The sequence below is a fragment of the Arthrobacter sp. GCM10027362 genome (assembly GCF_042679445.1).
Classification (GTDB): Bacteria; Actinomycetota; Actinomycetes; order Actinomycetales; family Micrococcaceae; genus Crystallibacter.
On record NZ_JBHTML010000074.1, the window covers coordinates 1 to 18,182 of the forward strand.

Genomic DNA, 18,182 nt, shown 5'->3' on the forward strand with positions numbered 1-18,182 from the left:
ACGTTCCAGGTCTTGCTGCCCATCGCCTCGCCGGCGGGGGTGATGCCCTTCGGCAGCGCGCCGAGCACGATTTCCTGTTCTTGCTGCATGGCAGGTCCTTTCCCTGAGGTTGCGGTGCGGCCAGCATGACAGAGCCGCACCAGATATGCAATACCTCTTGCGATCGCAAAAACTAGTGCATATGATGTCGGTCACACCCGGCTGATTCCTGCCGGCTCCATCCGTTTAGTTCGCCGCGGCCTGCGTTCGGGTCCGCGGTCTGCGCCCATTCACCGAGGAAACGAGGGCTACAGTCATGAGCAATCCCGAACGGGGCATGTCCGTCCACACGCTGGGAACAGGAGGCGGCCCGATCGTGTCCGGCAGCCGTGCCGGCACCAGCACCGCCATCAGGATCGACGGCGCCACCTACGTCGTCGACTGCGGGATGGGCAGCATCCGCAACTACCGCTCCAGCTGCGCGTGGTCCGAACTGCGCGCAGTCTTTCTGACCCACCACCACTCGGACCACATCTACGACCTGGGCTCCTTCCTGGTCACCGGCTGGCAGGTGCCCGGCGAATCCTTCGGCGGTCCGATCCAGGTTTTCGGCCCGGGCCGCCCGCCGCGGGTGCCGGCCCTGGATGCCGCGCATGCCGGGTATGTCGATGAGAAGGTCGGCAGCCGGACCATGGCCGGGACCACCGAGGTGGTGGATGCGCTGCTGGACCGCGTATTCGCCTCCGATATCTGCATCCGGATGGCCGACGAGGGCCGCAGCGAGCCGCACGAATGGGTGAAGGCGCACGACATCGAGGTTCCGGCCCAAGCCGGAGCCGACCCGGTGACCGCCCGGCACCCGCAGATGGAGCCGTTCGAGGTCTACCGGGACGAACTGGTGACGGTCACCGCCATCCTGGTGGACCACCGGCTGTGCTATCCGGCCTTCGCCTTCCGCTTCGACTCGGCCTACGGCTCCGTGGTGGTCTCCGGCGACACCGCCTACTCGGCGAACTGCATCCGGCTCGCACGCGGCGCGGACCTGCTGCTGCACGAGGTGATGGACCTGGAGGCCATCCTGGACACCTTCCCGGACGGGCCCACCCGCGAGGGGATCGAGGTCCACCTGCGCGAGTCCCACACCTCCTTCGGCGAGGTGGGGAAGGTCGCCGCGGCCGCCGGCGTCGGGGCCCTGGTGCTGCACCACATCGTGCCCAATACCCCGGGCGCGGCGGACACGCGGAAAATGGAAGCAGGTGCCCGACGGGATTTCGACGGTCCCGTGCAGGTGGCCGAGGACAACGATTGCTTTGTGGTCGGGCCCGGCCTGGCCCGCGGCGGGGAAGCACAGGGCCGCCGCGAGGAAGCGCAGGTGGGGGCATGACCACGCAGCAGCAGATCCCCCGGCACACCCTGCGGGCCGCCGTGGCGAACGGCCGGATGAACCGGCGCGCCTGGCTGGTCACCGGAGCCCTGGTGGTGTTCCAGATCATCAACTTCGCGGACAAGGCCGTGCTGGGCCTGGTCGCCGACTCGGCGATCCGCGACCTGGGCCTGACCGCCGGCCAGTTCGGCTTCATCGGCAGCGCCTTCTTTTTCCTGTTCGCCATCGCCGCCGTCGCCGTGGGTTTCCTGGCCGGGAAGGTGCCCACGCGCTGGATCATCCTCACCATGGGCATCTCCTGGGCGGTGCTGCAGTTCCCGATGCTGTTCGGCGGCGGCGCGGCGGTGCTGCTGGTGACCCGCATCCTGCTCGGCGCCGCCGAGGGGCCGGCGACGCCGATCAGCCTGCAGCACGTGCACGGCTGGTTTGCCCCCAAGGACCGCGGCCTGCCCAGCAGCATGGTCGCCATCGGGTCCACGCTCGGACCGATCATTGCCGCCCCGGTGCTGGCCTGGATCATCGCCCATCCCGAGCTGGGCTGGCGCTGGGCCTTCGGGTTCCTGGGCATCCTCGGCCTGGTTTGGTCGCTGTGCTGGCTGCTGGTCGGCCGCGACGGCCCGTACAGCCACACGGTGCACAAGCGTGGCCAGGCGCCCGCGGAGTCTTCCGGCGGCGGCAACGCCGCTGCCGGCGCAGCCGCGGCCGGCGGGACGGAAGGCGGCCGGGACAGCATTGCGGACCGCGCCGACCTGCTGAAGATCGTACCGATCCGCCGGGTGCTGGGCTCGCGCATGTTCCTGGTGGCCGTGCTGGCCGGTGCCGGCTGCTTCTGGGCGCAGGGCTTCCTGACCACCTGGTCGCCGAAATACCTGGCTTCGGTGGTGGCGCTGTCCCCGGAGATGATCGGCCTGGTCTCCACGTTCCCGTGGCTGCTCGGCGCCGCCGCGCTGCTGGTGCTGGGCTGCGCGTCGCGGTTCCTGATGCGCCGCGGCGTGACGGTGCGCTGGGCGCTGGGTGCCCTCTTCGGTGCCGCCCTGCTGTGTTCGGGGGCGTGCTTCCTGGTCCTGCCGCACGTGGGCGGCGCCGCCGCGGTGGTGTTCGTGACCCTCGGTGCCGGCCTGGCCATGATCTACCCGCTGGCCCCCACCGCCGTCGCCTTCTGCGTCTGCTCCCGCCAGCGCGCGGCCGTGATGGCCACGCTGACCGGCTTGGCCTCCCTCGGCGGCGTCATCGCCCCGGCCATGGTGGGCATGCTGATGGACCGCGCCGGCTATATCCCGGCCCCGAAGGGCGTGCCCGAGACGGCGGAGATGGCCGCGCGGCTGGGCGAGGGCATGGACTTGGCCTTCTGGATGATCGGGATCTACCTGGTGCTGGTCGGGCTGGCCAGCGTCGTACTGCTGAACCCGGACCGGACCGCGGCCCGGCTGCAGGAGAAGTTCGCCTTCAACGGATAACGGCCCCGAAAGATGCTGCTGCCTGCCGGCGCCCCGCACGGGGCACCGGCAGGCAGCAGTCGTTTCCGGCCCGGTTTGGCACCGGGCCGGCTCCCTTGCGCGATGTGGATGATTCCGGCACGGAGCGGATAGCCGGGTTTCCTGCCGGCTTGCAAACTTGTAGCCACACGTTGATGCGGCGGCCATGGTGCGGGCCGGCAACGTTCAACAAGCCATCAAGGGAGGACAACATGACGGATCTTCTGGGGAAGGTCGCGCTGGTGACCGGCGGAGCCACGCTCGTGGGCCGGGGAGTGATTGCCAAACTGCGCGAGGCCGGAGCCGATGTGGTGCTGGTCGATATTGACGCCGCCGGCGGCGAGCGCGCGGCTGCCGAGTACGGGGCCCGGTTCATCGCCGGCGATATCACCGATGACGCCGTGGTGGACGCGGTGGCGGACCAGATCGTCGAGCTGCACGGCCGGCTGGACATCCTCGTGAACCTGGCCTGCACCTACTTGGACGAGGGGGCCGGCTCCGGCCGGGCGGACTGGCTGCGGGCCCTGGACGTGAACCTGGTCAGCGCCGTTGCGGTGGCGGACCGCGTGCGCCCCCTGCTGGCGGCGGGCGGCCGTGGGGCGATCATCAATTTCTCCTCCATTTCCAGCAAGGTCGCCCAGGTGGGGCGCTGGGTTTACCCGGCCAGCAAGGCCGCGATGGTGCAGCTGACCCGCAGCATGGCGGCGGACTACGCGCCGGAGGGCATCCGGGTCAACTCCGTGTCGCCGGGCTGGACCTGGTCCAAGATCATGGACGAACTCACCGGTGGGGACCTGGCGAAGACGGACAGCGTGGCCGCGCCCTTCCACCTGCTGGGGCGGGTGGGCCGGCCGGAGGAAGTCGGCGCCGTCGTCGCGTTCCTGGCCTCGGACGAGGCCAGCTTCGTCACCGGCGCGGACTGGGCGGTCGACGGCGGCTACTCGGCGCTGGGGCCGGAGCAGGCCGCCGAGGCCATCCCGCTGCTGGCGGCCAGGTAGGCCCACCCTCCACCGCACACCTGGATAACGCACACCTAGATAAGAGGGAGCAACTGCCATGACCTCACGCAAGATCACCATTGTGGGCGCCGGCCAGTCCGGACTGCAGCTGGGCATCGGCCTGCTCGGGGCAGGCTTCGCTGTCACCATTGTGTCCAACCGGACCCCGGACCAGATCCGGAACAGCCGCGTCGCCTCCAGCCAGTGCATGTTCGGCCAGGCGCTCTCCCACGAGCGCGCGCTGGACCTGGACCTGTGGCCGGACGCGCCCGCCGTCGACGGCATTTCCTTCACCATCCCGCACCCGGGGCAGGCCGGGGAGAAGGCCTTCAGTTGGTCCCACCGGCTGGACGCGCCGGCCCAGTCCATCGACCAGCGGGTCAAGATGCCGGAATTCATGCAGGTCTTCGAGGACCGGGGCGGCCGCTTCGTCTTCGAGGACGCGGGGCTCGGCGAGCTGGAACGCTACGCGGCAGGCAGCGACCTGGTCCTGGTGGCCGCCGGCAAGGGCGAGATCGCCAGGATGTTCGAGCGCGACGAGGCACGCTGCACCTACGACCAGCCCCAGCGCGCCCTCGCACTCACCTACGTCAACGGCCTGCAGCCGCGCCCGGACTATTCCGCGGTGTGCTTCAACCTGATCCCGGGCGTGGGCGAGTACTTCGTCTTCCCCGCCCTGACCACCACCGGTCCCTGCGAGATCATGGTCTTCGAGGGCGTGCCGGGCGGGCCCATGGACCGCTGGCAGGGCCTGACCCCGGCCGAACACCTGGCCCATTCGAGGCAGATCCTCGAAACCTTCCTGCCCTGGGAAGCCGAACGTGCCCGCAACGTGGAACTGACCGACGACCTCGGCGTGCTGCAGGGGCGCTTTGCCCCCACGGTGCGCAAGCCGGTGGCCACGCTGCCGTCCGGCCGGGCCGTGCTGGGGCTGGCCGACGTCGTGGTGCTCAACGACCCCATTACCGGCCAGGGCTCGAACAACGCCAGCAAGTGCGCGGCGTCGTACCTGCGCAGCATCATTGCCCACGGGGACCGCGCCTTCGACGAAGAATTCATGCGCCGGACCTTCGAGACCTACTGGGACTATGCCCGCCACGTGGCGCAGTGGACCAACGCCATGCTCGCCCCGCCGCCCGAACATGCCGTCCGGCTGCTCGGGGCCGCCGCCGCCCACCCGGAGATCGCCCGGCGCTTCGCCAACGGCTTCGACTATCCGCCGGACTTCCAGGACTGGTTCATGGACCCGGACAAGGCGCGGCGGTACCTGGCGGAAGTCCAGGGCGCGGTGCCGGTCAGCTGAATCTGCCCGCTACCTCGAAGGAAGGAACCCCATGCGGCGCATAGCGATTATTGGAGCCGGCGAGTCAGGCGTACAGCTCGCCCTGGGCCTGCAGCGGCACGGCTACCAGGTGTCCCTGTTTTCAGACCGTACTCCGGACCAGGTGCGCGAAGGCAGCGTCATGTCCAGCCAGGTCCTGTTCTCCCCGGCCCTGGCCGCCGAGGAGAAAATGGACATCAGCCCGGTGACCGAGGCGGATCCGACCGACGCGGCCCTGCAGATTTCCGGCATCGAACTGAACCTGCCGGGGGACCGGCCGGTATCGTGGCGGGGGTCCCTGGAGTCCCCGGCGCGCTCGGTGGACCAGCGGGTCAAGTGCAGCGTCTGGATGGAGTCCTTCCGCGACAGGGGTGGGGACCTGCAGATTGAAGCGGTAACCGTCGGGCGCCTGGAGGAACTGTCCCGGGGCTATGACCTGGTGGTCGTCTCCACCGGCAAGGGGGAACTGGGCCAGATCTTCCGCACCGACAAGACCAAGTCGCCCTACGACCGGCCGCAGCGGGTGCTGGGGCTGGCCTACGTGAAACCGCTCGACGCGCAGGGCGACCCCGCTGTGCGGATGTCGATCAAACCCGGCGTCGGCGAGTTCTTCACCTTTCCCGGGATTACAACGACGGGGGCCTGCCGGATGATGGTTTTCGAAGGCCTGCCCGGCGGACCGATGGACTCCTGGGTGGGGGTCAGGTCCCCGCAGGAGCATCTGGAACACTCGCTGCAGTTGCTGCGCGAGCACTTCCCGGCCGAAGCGAAGCGCTTTGAGGGCGCGGAGCTTACCGACGGCGGCGCAACCCTGCGCGGCCGGATCACGCCCACCGTGCGCCGGCCGGTCGGGACGCTGCCGTCGGGCCGGCAGGTGCTGGGGATGGGGGACGCGATCGTGCTGAACGACCCGGTCACCGGCCAGGGATCGAACAATGCAGCACTGGCGGCCAGCTACTACGAGGACGCAATCCTCCGCCATGGCGGCGGGCCCTTCGACGCCACCTGGATGCAGCGCACCTTCGATGAGTTCTGGCGGGGCTGGGCGCAATGGTCGGTATCCTGGACCAATTCCATGCTGCGGCCGCTGCGGGACCATCAGTTGGAGCTGTTCTCCGAGGCGGCGGAGCATCCGGCGGTCGCCGACGCGCTGGCCAGGGGGTTCGAAGATCCGCGCACGCTCTTTCCCTGGTGGCAGGACGCCCAGGATGCGCAGGATTTCCTGGACAGCCGGCGGCACCCGGGCGGGGCGGCCCCGGATCCGCGGGCCTTCCGCAACGCGCTGGGACAGTTCGCCACCGGGGTCACCGTGGTCACCACCCGCGGGGCCGACGGGCGCCGGACCGGCCTGACGGCGAACTCCTTTACCTCGGTGTCCATGGACCCGCCGCTGGTGCTGTGGTGCCCGAGCCGGAACGCGCCGTCCCTGGCGGATTTCAATGCGGCGAGCCACTTCGCCATCAATATCCTCGCCGAGGACCAGAAGGAGATCTCGCAGCAGTTCGCCCGGCCGGCGGAGGACAAGTTCGCCGGGGTCGGTACCTCGGACGGCCGGAACGGGGTACCGGTGATCGACGACGCCGCGGCGACCTTCGAATGCCGCACCGTTGCCCGGCACGAGGCCGGCGACCACGTGATCTACGTGGGGGAAGTGGAGCATTATTCGGCCAACGGCGGCCGGCCCCTGGTCTTCCATGCCGGCAAGTACCGCTCCGTCGCCGAGCACCCGGAAGCATAGGGGAGGACCAGATGAGCCAAACAGTCGACGTCGTCGTCATCGGTGCAGGCATCAACGGCCTGGTGGCCGCCGCGGAACTGGCCAGATCGGGGCAGTCCGTCCTGGTGGTGGAGGCCCGGGACCGGATCGGCGGGTTCATTGCCTCGGAGGAGCGGACGCTGCCGGGCTATATCCATGACACGTTTTCCTCCTGGCACCCGCTGTTCCTCTCCTCCGGCGCCTACTCGGTCCTCGGCAGGGACCTGCACGACCGGGGGCTGGCGTACCGGAATACCGACGACGCCGTCACGGCAGCGGTGGCCGAGGGCGGCAGGGTGGCCATCGCCTACCGGGACCCGGAGCGCACCGCCGCACGGCTGGAGCTCGCAGCCGACCGGGACGCCTACCTGCAGATGCTTGCCGACATGCAGGAACGCGCCGGGGTCGTCTTCGGCGCACTGGGAACCGAGCTGCGCTCGCCGCACGCCCTGAAACTGCTCTGGCAGCTGGCCACAAAACACCGCATCCGCGGCACCGAGTCGCTGGTTCGGGAGGCGCTGATGAGCGGCCGCTCCTATGTCAGAAGCCGCTTCGCCGGCTGGGAAGTGGACCAGCTCTGGACCCCCTGGCTGCTGCACGCCGGCCTGGGCCCGGACCAGGCCGGCGGCGGGATCATGCTGCCGGTTATGGCCCTGAGCATGCACGGATTCGGCCTTCCCGTCGTCGAGGGCGGGGCAGGCAATTTCCTCACCGCGTTCGAGCGGCTGCTAACCGGCCACGGGGCCCGGCTGCGGCTGGGGCAGCGGGTCGAGGAGATCCTGGTCGACAAGGGCAAGGCCGTGGGGATCCGGGTCGGCGGCGACACCGTGCTGGCACGCCGGGCCGTCCTGGCAAGCGTCGGCCCGCAGGCCCTCTACGGCCAGCTGTTGCCGCCGGACAGCGTCAGCGCCGGGACGCGTGAGGAGGCGGGCCGGTACCGGTACGGACGCGGGGCCATGCAGGTCCACGTGGCGCTGAACCGTCCCATGGCCTGGGACGACGGGCGGCTGGACTCGGTGCCGCTGATCCATGTGGGCAACGGCGCCGGCAGCACCGGCATCGCCTGTGCCCAGGCGGAAGCAGGCCTGCTGCCCCAGGACCCCACGATCGTTGTCGGACAGCAGTACGTCCTGGATCCCTCCCGGGTGCCCGAGGGTAAGGGCGCGCTGTGGCTGCAGCTGCAGGAGGTGCCCTGCGCCCCGGCCGGCGATGCCGCCGGCGAGCTCTCCACGGCCGGAGGCTGGGACGACGCGCTGAAGAAGGCGTATGCCGACAGGATCCTGCGGCGCATCGGCCGTTTTGCTTCCGGCCTGGATGCCGCGGTGGAGGCCGTGGACATCATTGCACCGACGGACCTGGCGGCAGCGAACCCGAACGCGGTGCTCGGCGACCCCTATGCCGGGTCGGCCGAGCTGGACCAGAACCTGCTGTGGCGGCCGCTCGCCGGCGCCGGGCACCGGACCGGGGTGCGGAACCTCTGGCACATTGGCGCCTCCACCCACCCGGGCCCGGGACTGGGGGCAGGATCGGGCCATCTGGTGGCCCAGGCCCTGCTGCGCGGGAAAGGTCCTGACCCGGATAAATGACGCGCGCCGGCAGGCAAACAGGCCAGGGATGCCCGTCCGGCGTCCCTGGCCTGCCTGCTTAATCTGCGGCACCGGCTCAACGGCGCAGGGTCTCGGACGGGGACTCCCCGTAGGCGGCCCGGTAGCTGGCGGCGAAACGGCTGAGATGGCCGAACCCGGACTGCAGCGCGATCTCCGTCACCGACGCCGTTGCCGGGTCTGCCGCCAGCAGTGCGGATCGGCAGCGCTCGAGCCGCGTCTGGCGCACCATCGCCGAGAGCGTGGTATCCAGCTCCCGGCGGACGACGTGCTGCAGGGTCCGCAGCGGCAGGCCCAGCGCCTGGGCGATGTCGAGTGCGCTCAGGTCCTCATGCGCATGCGCCCTGATCAGTTCCTGCAGCCTGACGGCCAGCCGCGAGGGCGGTTCCAGCGCCCGGGACGCCGGGACGGCCGCGGTGCCGTGCAGACCGTTGCTCTTGCCTGCCAGCAGCAGGCGCGTCAGCAGCGTCTCCTGCACGAGCCTGCGGGCGTAGCTGCCGGCCAGGGCCGCGCCGTCCCCATTGACGTCGTCGTGGTAGGCGCGCACGGCGGCCAGGAACGCGGCCCCCTGCGGCGTCGCCAGGTCCAGGGCCCAGGGGAGTTCCGGGGTCTCGGCCGCCGCTTGCCCGAAGACCAGGCCGGCAACCCGGCACACTTCGTCCCTGCGCGCATACAGGATGAGCTGGGGCGTGCCGGCGTGCCAGACCATCGAATAGTCACGCTCCACCGGCGGAATTGACGCCCTCCGGCAGTCCGAGTAGACCGTCTCCTCCCCGACGGTGATTTCCGCGGCGCCGGCCAGCGGCATCTGGACCAGGTAAAAGTCCTCCATGGCCCGGGGGCTGATCCGGACTGCGGCGCCGTAATCGAGCAGGTCCAGCCCAACCGGACCGTGATGGAGGCTGCGCAGCGTCATGGACAGCTTGCCCCGCGGATTCAGGAGAGCCAGGCCATGGTCGCAGAAGACCTCCGCAACATGGGCATGGGCTGCGTCCCGGTCCCGTACCGACACCGTCTTGTGCCGGTCGAGCACCTGGGGCGCAGCCAGGGGGAGGTACGGTATCTGGCCTTGGGCCATGCCGCTCCTTCGCTGGTCTTGAGGGGAAGCCGCCGGCAACTATTGTGACACAGGGCACAATGCCCGCCCCTGCGTGCCGGCTGGTGCAGGGCCTCGATCCGCGAATACTTATCGATTTCTATGGACGATCGTCATTTTGACGACATACAATGTCGTGAGGCTCGGCACCTGCCGGTGGGGCAGGAAGCGGAATGGGAAGGAGGACCATGGAGCACCAGGAAGACGGGCGCATGGTACAGGCCAGCATCGAGCGCACCGTGGAGTGGGCCGACACCGACGCCGCGGGCCACCAGCACAACTCCGCCATCATGCGCTGGGTGGAGGCGGCCGAAGCCGAACTGTTCCGCAGGCTCGACCTGCCGGACTACTTCCCCAGCGCACCGCGCGTACAGCAGGTCGTCAATTACCGGGCCAAGCTCTGGTTCGGCCAGCGGATCAGGGCCACCGTGAAGGTCCGGAAGGTCGGCCGCACCTCGATGACCTTCGGGTTCGAGGTCCACGGCCAGGCCCATGAAAAGTCCGGCGGCGGACTGGCCGCCTACGGCACGTTCACCACCGCTTACGTCCCGGCCGGGGCTGACGGGGCACGGCCCTGGCCGGAGCACATGCGCGCCGCCATCGCCGGCGCCGTGCCGGCCTGAAGTACCGGCCCTGCTCCGGCGGTTCCGCCGCGGGCTCCTGCCTATGATGATCGGAGTCATACAGCCATGCTTGGTCTAGAAACGGGAGTCCAGCGGATGATCACCGTCCCCGCACCGCCGCTGCGGCACCAGCAGCTCATCCTGACCATCTACGGCCTCTACGGCCGGCGCGGGGGCGGTCCGCTCCCCGTCTCGGTGCTGATCGAGATGCTGGGCGACCTGGGCCATGACGCCCCGGGCGTGCGTTCGGCCGTGTCGCGGCTGAAGGCCAAGGGGGTGCTCAACAGCGTCAAGAACGGCGGCACGGCCAAGTACGAACTTTCGCCGCGGACCCTGGAGCTGGTCAACGAGGGTGACGAGCGCATCTTCGCCCCGTACCGGGTCACTCCGGGCAGTCCCTGGGTGCTCGCGATCTTCTCGGTGCCCGAATCGATGCGGGACCGCCGGCACCAGCTGCGCACCGAGCTGACCCGCCTGGGCTTCGGGTCCATGGGCGCCGGCGTCTGGATCGCGCCGTCCGGAGTGCGCGAGGGCGCCAAGCGCCGGCTGGCGGCCCGCGGGCTGGCCGAGTACGTGGAATTCTTCACCGGAGACTACTCGTCCGAAACGGACATGCGCGCCCGGGTGGCGCAGTGGTGGGACCTGGATGCGCTCGCGGCCCAGATCGCCGAGTTCATGGACTACTACGGCAGTTCGCTCCAGGACTGGACCGCCGAGGTGGGCGAGGATCCGGAGGCGGCACTGGCTGCCTCCACCGCGGATCTGCGCCGCGATGCGTTCCGGTACTACGTGCCGATGCTCACGATGTGGCGCCGGCTGCCCTACCGCGACCCGGGGCTGCCCCTGGAGTACCTGCCCGAGGGCTGGCAGGGGCCCGAGGCGCGGCGGATCTTCTTCGGCGTGCACGCCCTGATAGCGCCCATGGCCGAGGCCCATGCCATGTCCCTGGTGGAAAAGGCCGCGGCGGCCTGAGCCGCACCGGGAATTAAAGCCTGGAATTAAAGCGGGCCGGCCGGGAAGGTTTCCCGGCCGGCCCGGCCTGTTTTTGTGCCTCGCTCAGCGGTCCTGGATCACGGCGATGCCCTGGATCTCGATCATCGCTTCCTTCTGCCACAGCCGGGAGACCCCGATGCCGGCCATGGCCGGGTATTCGGAGCCGGCCATCTCGCGCCAGATGCGTCCAATCTCCTTGCCGTGGGCCATGTAGTCGTCCACGTCGGTGAGGTAGATGGTCACGCTGACCAGGTCCTGGGGCTTGCCGCCGGCCTCTGCCAAGGTGGCGAGCACGTTGGAGAAGGCCTGCCGGAACTGCTCCACAATGCCGCCCGGGACGATGTTCATGTCCTTGTCCAGGGCGGTCTGGCCGCCCAGGAAGACGGTGTTGCCGGCCAGGATCCCGTGCGCGTAGCCGGAGGGCTTGGGCAGCGAGGCCGGGTTGATGGTGCGGTTGCCGGTTGCTGTCTGGTTGGTCATCTGGTGCCTCCTTGGCAGGGCCGGTAGGTCCGGTTCCGGTGATTTGGAAAAACCTCTAGTGCAGATCCTGTGATCGTGCTAACTTGAGCATATGTGACGGCCGTAAAAAAGTCGATACACCGGTCGGAACGGGGAACGAGGAGGAGAACGAAGGCATGAAACTGGCCACCCTGCGCACCGGCGCACAGACCACGACGGCGGCACTGGCCGTCGGTCCCGACGCCTACCTGCCGCTGCCGGCCGGGGACGTCGGGGAACTGCTGCGCAACCCCGACTGGCGCGCCGTGGCCGGGGAGACCGCCGCCAAGGCACCGGTGTCCGCCGTTGTGCATGCTTCCGCCGGCGCCCTGGCGCCGCTGCTGCCGCAGGCCGGCAAGGTCATCTGCTGCGGGCTGAACTACGGGGACCACATCCGGGAAATGGGCCGGGAGCTGCCCGAATACCCCACGCTCTTCGCCAAGTTCGCCGACACCCTGGCCGGCGCGGCGGACGAGGTGGCGGTCCGCGGCAGCGAGCGCGTGGACTGGGAAGCCGAGCTCGCCGTCGTCGTCGGCGCCACGCTCACCCGGGCGGACGAGGCCGAAGCCGCGGCGGCGATTGCCGGCTACACCGTCGCCAACGACGTGTCCATGCGCGACTGGCAGAACCGGACCCTGCAGTGGTTCCAGGGCAAGGCCTTCGACGCCACCACCCCGGTGGGCCCGGTCATGGCGACGCCGGACGAGGTCGACGGCGCCAATGTGGAGGTCCGCGGCTACGTCAACGGCGAACTGGTCCAGCGCGGGAACACCGCCACGCTGGTGTTCGGCCCGGCCCGGCTGCTCTCCTACATCTCCCGGTTCACCACCCTGCGCCCGGGGGACCTGGTCCTGACCGGCACACCCGGGGGAGTGGGCATGGGCATGACGCCGCCGCGCTTCCTGGCCGACGGCGATGTCATCACCACCGAGATCGACGGCATCGGACGTCTGGAGAACCGGGTGGCCATCCGCCAGCCGGCCCTGCAGGACTGACCCGCCGCTGAAGAACCTGAAGCACCTGAAGAACGAAGGAGCAGGACAATGACCGACACCACCGCTGATTCCCGTACCGGGTACCGCACCGAAGGCGGCAACTCCATCTACGCCGGCCCCGGCGGCAAGGTGGTCCCCGTGGTCACCCGCGCAGGGGAAGAGGACACCAACACCGCCCAGTCCGGGGACTGCGTGCGCGTCTCCGGGGTGAGCATCCAGCACACCCCGGCCACCAGGATCTGGTTCGGCCAGGTCTCCAACGTCCCCGGCTACCGCTCGCTGCCGCACCACCACGGCGAGGCCGAGACCGGCGGGTACGTGCTGCGCGGGCACGGGCGGATCTACTTCGGCGAGGACTACGCCGAGTTCATCGACATGAAGGCCGGGGACTGGGTGTTCGTCCCGCCGTTCATGCCGCACGTGGAGGCGAACATGTCCGTGACCGAGGAACTGGTCTGGCTCACCGCCCGCACCCCGGAGAACATCGTGGTCAACCTGCCCGACGTCGCCGACGAGACGCTGGAAGGATACCGCCGGGCATGAACACCGTGACGATGGACGGCGCCCTGACCGCGCAGACCTTCCTGCGCGCCGTCGACCTGGCGCCGGTGGCTCCGCAGGCGGGCGACGAGGCGTACGAAGCCACCACCCAGTATGTGCCCTGGCCCAAGGCCTACGGCGGGGACATGGTGGCCCAGGCCGCCGCGGCCATGATGCGCTCGGTCGAGGCCGACCGGCAGCTGCACTCGATGCACAGCTACTTCATGCGCCCGGTGGACATCGGTGCGGCCGTGCGCTACGAGGTCGAGCGGCTGCGCGACGGGCGCGGCTACTCCACCCGCAGCGTGCGCGGCTACCAGGGGGGCAAGGCCGTCTACGCGGCCATGGGCTCCTTCCACGTGCCCGAGGACGGCCCGGACTACCAGCCGCAAATGCCCGCGGTCGTGGACCCGGAGTCCCTGCGCAGCGCCGCCGAGGTGCTCGAGGGCGTGGACGGTCCCGCGGCCGAGTACTGGTCCGCCGGACGCAGCTTCGACATGCGCCATGTGCCCGGCCCGGTCTATGTGCAGGTGGAGGGCGGGCAGGTGCCGCAGCAGGCAATCTGGGTCAAGGCCTTCGACCGGCTGCCGGACGGCCCGGATGCGCACAGCACCGCCGACCTGCACCGGACGGCGCTGGCGTACGTGTGCGACTACACCATCCTCGAGCCCATCCTGCGGGTGCACGGGCTGGCCTGGGCCGACGAGGGCCTGGCCACCGCCAGCCTGGACCACGCCATGTGGTTCCACCGCGAGGGCCGGATGGACGACTGGGTGCTCTACGCCCAGGAAGCCGTCTCCGGCCAGCACAACCGCGGCCTGGCCACGGGCAGGTTCTTCGACCGCTCCGGCCGGCTGCTGGCCACCGTTGCCCAGGAAGGCATGATCCGTGCCGGCCGGGGCCACTAGTATTCATCCCGTCATCGAAAGGAACGCCATGGAACTGTCCCCTTCGGCCCACGTGGACTCCTTCACGCGCGACAACCTGCCGCCGGCCGACCAGTGGCCGGTGCTCGAATTCACCCTGCCCGAACTGCAGTACCCCAAGCGGCTCAATGCCGCCACCGTCCTGATCGACGACGCCGTGGCCGCCTTCGGTGCCGGCCGTCCCGCCCTGCGTACCCCGGACGGCACCGTATGGAGCTACGGCGAGCTGCAGCGGCGCGCCAACCAGGTGGCCCAGGTCCTGACCGAGGATCTCGGCGTGGTGCCGGGCAACCGGGTGCTGCTGCGCGGGCCGAACAATCCCTGGCTGGTCGCGGCCTGGCTCGGCGTGCTCAAGGCCGGGGCCGTGGTGGTGACCACCATGCCGGTGCTGCGGGCCAGCGAAGTGGCCAAGATTTGCGAGCTGACCCGCCCCGTGGTGGCCATTTCGGACCACCGCTTCTCGGCCGACCTGCAGGACGCAGTGGGCGGGGGCACCGCCGTCGTTACTTACGGAACTCACGACGCCGGCGACCTGACCGCCCGTTGCGCCGCGAAGAACGGGATTTTCGAGGACGTGCCGACGGCCGCCGACGACGTCGCGCTGCTGGGCCCGACCTCGGGCACCACCGGCACCCCGAAGATCACCATGCACTTCCACCGGGACATCCTGGCCAACGCGGACACCTTCGCCCGGCACATCCTCAAGCCCACCGCCGAGGACGTCTTCGCCGGTTCCCCGCCGCTGGCCTTCACCTTCGGCCTGGGCGGCCTGGTGGTCTTCCCGCTGCGCTTCGGCGCCTCGGTGCTGCTCACCGAGCGGGCCACCCCGGTGCAGCTGGCCGAGTATGCCGCGGCCGCCGGCGCCACCATCCTGTTCACCGCGCCGACCGCCTACCGGGCCATCCTCAAGGAAGGCCGCGGGGACCTGCTGGCGGGCCTGCGCGTGGCGGTCTCGGCCGGCGAGCACCTGCCCAGGGAAACCTGGGAGGCCGTGCACGAGGCCACCGGCCTGCGCCTGGTCAACGGCATCGGCGCCACCGAAATGCTGCATGTGTTCATCTCCGCCGCCGGCGAGGACATCCGGCCCGGGACCACCGGGGTACCGGTGCCCGGCTACCGCGCGATGATCCTGGACGAGGACGGCACCGAGGCCGGCCCGAACGTGCCCGGCCGCCTGGCGGTCATCGGCCCCACCGGGTGCCGCTACCTGAACGACGCGCGGCAGGCGAACTACGTGCACAACGGCTGGAACATCACCGGGGACACCTTCCTCAAGGACGAGGACGGCTACTTCGTCTACCAGGCCCGCTCCGACAACATGATCATCTCCTCCGGCTACAACATCGGCGCCCCGGAGGTCGAAGCGGCCATCGACCAGCATCCGGACGTGGTGGAGAACGCCGTCGTCGGCCGCCCCGACCCCGAGCGCGGTTCCGTGGTCTGCGCCTTCATCGTCCTGCGCGAGGGCGTCGAGCCCGATGCCGCCAAGCGCAAGGAGATCCAGGACTTCGTCAAGGCCACCATTGCCCCCTACAAGTACCCGCGGGACATCCGGTTCGTCACCGAACTGCCCCGCAACCCCAGCGGCAAACTGCAGCATTTCAAGCTGCGCGAGGGCCTGCGGCAGGACACCACAGACACAGCGGAAGCCGCGGAATCAGATTTGGCCGGCGCTACGGCGTGAACCGGCAGGAAGGACACACCATGAAAATCGCAATCGTAGGCGGCGGCCCGGGCGGACTGTACTTCGGCGCCCTGATGAAGCAGCTGGACCCCTCCCATGAGGTCACCGTCTGGGAGCGCAACGCGGCCAGCGACACCTTCGGCTTCGGCGTCGTCTTCTCCGACGAAACCCTGGGCGGCATCGGCAACGCGGACCCGGTGGTGGCCGACTACATGAGCCGCCGCTTCGCCCGCTGGTCCGACATCGATATCCACTTCAGGGGCGAAACCGCCACCGTCGGCGGCCAGGGCTTTGCGGCCATGAGCCGCAAGGAGCTGCTGGAGCTGCTGCAGCGCCGCTGCGCCGAACTGGGCGTGGACCTGCGCTTTTCCACCCTGGCCCCGCCGGTGGAGGAACTGGAGGCGGGCTACGACCTGGTGCTCGCCGCGGACGGGGTGAACTCGCAGATCCGTGCCAAGTATGCGGACTCCTTCGGCCCGGACCTGGACGTGCGGGGCAACAAGTACATGTGGCTGGGCACCACCCAGGTCTTCGAGGCGTTCAAGTTCTTCGTCAAGGAGACCGAGTTCGGCGTCATGCAGATCCACGGCTACCCGTATTCGGACGAGGGCTCGACCTTCATCGTGGAGATGCACGAGGACGTCTGGCGTGCCGCCGGCTTCGACGAGACCGCCGGGGAAATCTTCCCGCCCGGGGTCTCGGACGAGAAGGCGATCGCCAAGATCCGCCGGCTCTTCGCCGAGGAGCTGGACGGCTACGAGGTGCTGGCCAACAACTCCAAGTGGCTGAACTTCACCACCGTGCGCAACCGCAACTGGCGCCACGGCAACGTGGTGCTGCTCGGCGACGCCGCCCACACCGCGCACTTCTCCATCGGCTCCGGCACCAAGCTGGCCATGGAGGACGCCCTGGCCCTGGCCGCCTGCCTGCACGAGCACCCGTCCCTGGAGGCCGCGCTGGCCGCCTACGAGACCGAGCGCCGTCCGGTCGTCGAGTCCACCCAGCGCGCCGCGCAGGCCTCGCTGGAATGGTTCGAGCGGATCGGCCAGTACAAGGACCAGGACCCCACCCAGTTCGCCTTCAACCTGCTCACCCGCAGCCGGCGCATCACGCAGGAGAACCTGCGCCTGCGCGACCCGGAGTTCGCGGACCGGGTGGACCGGCGCTTCGCCGAGTCCCAGGGCCTGGCCCAGACGGGCCCGGCCATGTTCCAGCCGTACCGGATCGGCGGGCTGGAACTGAAGAACCGCATCGTGGTTTCGCCGATGGACATGTACAAGGCCGTCGACGGGATGCCCGGGGACTTCCACAAGGTGCACCTGGGCAGCAAGGCCCTGGGCGGGGCCGGCCTGGTGATGACCGAGATGGTGTGTGTCTCGGAGGAGGGGCGCATCACCCCCGGCTGCACCGGCCTGTACACCGACGCCCAGCGGGACGGCTGGAAGGGCATCGTCGACTTTGTCCACGGCCAGTCCACCGCCAAGATCGGCGCCCAGCTCGGGCATGCCGGCCGCAAGGCCTCCACCCGCGTGATGTGGGAGGGCATTGACGAACCGCTCGAGACCGGCAACTGGGAGGCCGTGGGCCCGTCCGCGCTGCCGTACGGGCCGGGCAGCCAGACCCCGCGCGAGATCGACCGGGCCGAAATGGACAAGGTGGTCGAGGACTTCGTGGCCGCCGCCCGGCGCGCCGACGAGGCCGGCTTCGACCTGCTCGAGGTGCACGCCGCGCACGGCTACCTGCTCTCCTCCTTCCTCTCCCCGGTGGCGAACAAGCGCACCGACGAGTACGGCGGCAGCCTGGAAAACCGGCTGCGCTTCCCGCTGGAGGTCTTCGACGCCGTCCGGGCGGCCTGGCCGGCCCACAAGCCGCTGACCGTGCGCATCTCGGCCACGGACTGGATCGAGGGCGGCAACACCCTCGACGACGCCGTCGAGATCGCCCGGGCCTTCGCCGCCCACGGCGCCGCCGGCATCGACGTGTCCACCGGCCAGGTGGGCAAGGAGGAAAAGCCGGCGTACGGGCGCAGCTACCAGACCCCGTACGCGGACCGGATCCGCCAGGAGGTCGCCGAACCGGCAGGCATCGCCGTCATCGCCGTCGGGGCCATCTCCTCCTGGGACGACGCCAACTCGATCCTGCTGGCCGGGCGGGCGGACCTGATTGCCCTCGGCCGGACCCACCTGTACGACCCGCAGTGGACCCTGCACGCCGCGGCCGAGCAGGAGTACCGCGGCCCCGGCGCCGAGTGGATCGCCCCGTTCCGGGCCGGCCGCCGCAAGCCGCCGAGCTCGCGCACGGACGCGGTCC

The 18,182-nt window shown here is 69.9% G+C and carries 15 protein-coding genes; 13 read left to right on the forward strand and 2 right to left on the reverse strand.

The annotated features are described in order from the left end of the window. Positions 1-295: 295 nt before the first annotated feature. From ACFQ36_RS12030 to ACFQ36_RS12055, 6 genes are all read left to right on the forward strand, one after another. Positions 296-1,363, forward strand: coding sequence for an MBL fold metallo-hydrolase (locus ACFQ36_RS12030; protein ID WP_377013919.1), 1,068 nt, complete (start codon positions 296-298; stop codon positions 1,361-1,363). Next, positions 1,360-2,820 carry an MFS transporter gene (locus tag ACFQ36_RS12035; protein ID WP_377013921.1) on the forward strand — a complete coding sequence of 487 codons (1,461 nt, stop codon included), beginning with the start codon at positions 1,360-1,362 and terminating at the stop codon, positions 2,818-2,820. Before ACFQ36_RS12030 ends, ACFQ36_RS12035 begins: the two co-directional genes overlap by 4 nt. Positions 2,821-3,050: 230 nt before the next feature. Continuing rightward, positions 3,051-3,836: an SDR family oxidoreductase gene (locus ACFQ36_RS12040; RefSeq protein WP_377013923.1), complete on the forward strand. Its 786-nt coding sequence runs from the start codon at positions 3,051-3,053 to the stop codon at positions 3,834-3,836. A gap of 58 nt (positions 3,837-3,894) precedes the next feature. After that, complete coding sequence (locus ACFQ36_RS12045; RefSeq protein ID WP_377013925.1) at positions 3,895-5,139, forward strand: styrene monooxygenase/indole monooxygenase family protein; 1,245 nt, start codon at positions 3,895-3,897, stop codon at positions 5,137-5,139. A gap of 31 nt (positions 5,140-5,170) precedes the next feature. Then, positions 5,171-6,895, forward strand: coding sequence for a flavin reductase (locus tag ACFQ36_RS12050; RefSeq protein WP_377013927.1), 1,725 nt, complete (start codon positions 5,171-5,173; stop codon positions 6,893-6,895). An 11-nt stretch (positions 6,896-6,906) separates the two neighbouring features. Next, positions 6,907-8,499 (forward strand): phytoene desaturase family protein, encoded by a 1,593-nt coding sequence (locus ACFQ36_RS12055; protein ID WP_377013929.1) that lies wholly within the window; start codon positions 6,907-6,909, stop codon positions 8,497-8,499. 76 nt (positions 8,500-8,575) lie between these two features. Here ACFQ36_RS12055 and ACFQ36_RS12060 read toward each other — a convergent pair whose 3' ends face one another. Continuing rightward, positions 8,576-9,595, reverse strand: coding sequence for an AraC family transcriptional regulator (locus tag ACFQ36_RS12060; protein ID WP_377013931.1), 1,020 nt, complete (start codon positions 9,593-9,595; stop codon positions 8,576-8,578). Positions 9,596-9,801: 206 nt separating this feature from the next. Between ACFQ36_RS12060 and ACFQ36_RS12065 the strand changes: the two genes are divergently transcribed. Then, positions 9,802-10,236 (forward strand): acyl-CoA thioesterase, encoded by a 435-nt coding sequence (locus ACFQ36_RS12065; protein WP_377013933.1) that lies wholly within the window; start codon positions 9,802-9,804, stop codon positions 10,234-10,236. 66 nt (positions 10,237-10,302) lie between these two features. After that, on the forward strand, positions 10,303-11,208 hold the full coding sequence (locus ACFQ36_RS12070; RefSeq protein WP_377013935.1) for a PaaX family transcriptional regulator C-terminal domain-containing protein: 906 nt from the start codon (positions 10,303-10,305) through the stop codon (positions 11,206-11,208). A gap of 84 nt (positions 11,209-11,292) precedes the next feature. Here the strand turns inward: ACFQ36_RS12070 and ACFQ36_RS12075 are convergent, their stop codons facing one another. Further along, positions 11,293-11,709 carry a RidA family protein gene (locus ACFQ36_RS12075; protein ID WP_377013937.1) on the reverse strand — a complete coding sequence of 139 codons (417 nt, stop codon included), beginning with the start codon at positions 11,707-11,709 and terminating at the stop codon, positions 11,293-11,295. Between the two features lie 155 nt (positions 11,710-11,864). Between ACFQ36_RS12075 and ACFQ36_RS12080 the strand changes: the two genes are divergently transcribed. From ACFQ36_RS12080 to ACFQ36_RS12100, 5 genes are all read left to right on the forward strand, one after another. Continuing rightward, positions 11,865-12,722 carry a fumarylacetoacetate hydrolase family protein gene (locus ACFQ36_RS12080; protein ID WP_377013939.1) on the forward strand — a complete coding sequence of 286 codons (858 nt, stop codon included), beginning with the start codon at positions 11,865-11,867 and terminating at the stop codon, positions 12,720-12,722. Between the two features lie 48 nt (positions 12,723-12,770). Beyond that, positions 12,771-13,265, forward strand: a complete 495-nt coding sequence (locus ACFQ36_RS12085) for a cupin domain-containing protein (protein WP_377013943.1) — start codon at positions 12,771-12,773, stop codon at positions 13,263-13,265. Beyond that, the gene (locus ACFQ36_RS12090; protein ID WP_377013944.1) at positions 13,262-14,170 is read left to right on the forward strand and encodes an acyl-CoA thioesterase; all 909 of its coding nucleotides are present in this window, start codon (positions 13,262-13,264) and stop codon (positions 14,168-14,170) included. Before ACFQ36_RS12085 ends, ACFQ36_RS12090 begins: the two co-directional genes overlap by 4 nt. A 28-nt stretch (positions 14,171-14,198) precedes the next feature. After that, positions 14,199-15,872: an AMP-binding protein gene (locus ACFQ36_RS12095; RefSeq protein WP_377013946.1), complete on the forward strand. Its 1,674-nt coding sequence runs from the start codon at positions 14,199-14,201 to the stop codon at positions 15,870-15,872. Between the two features lie 20 nt (positions 15,873-15,892). Beyond that, on the forward strand, positions 15,893-18,182 hold a 2,290-nt coding region (locus ACFQ36_RS12100), incomplete at its 3' end, for a bifunctional salicylyl-CoA 5-hydroxylase/oxidoreductase (protein ID WP_377013948.1).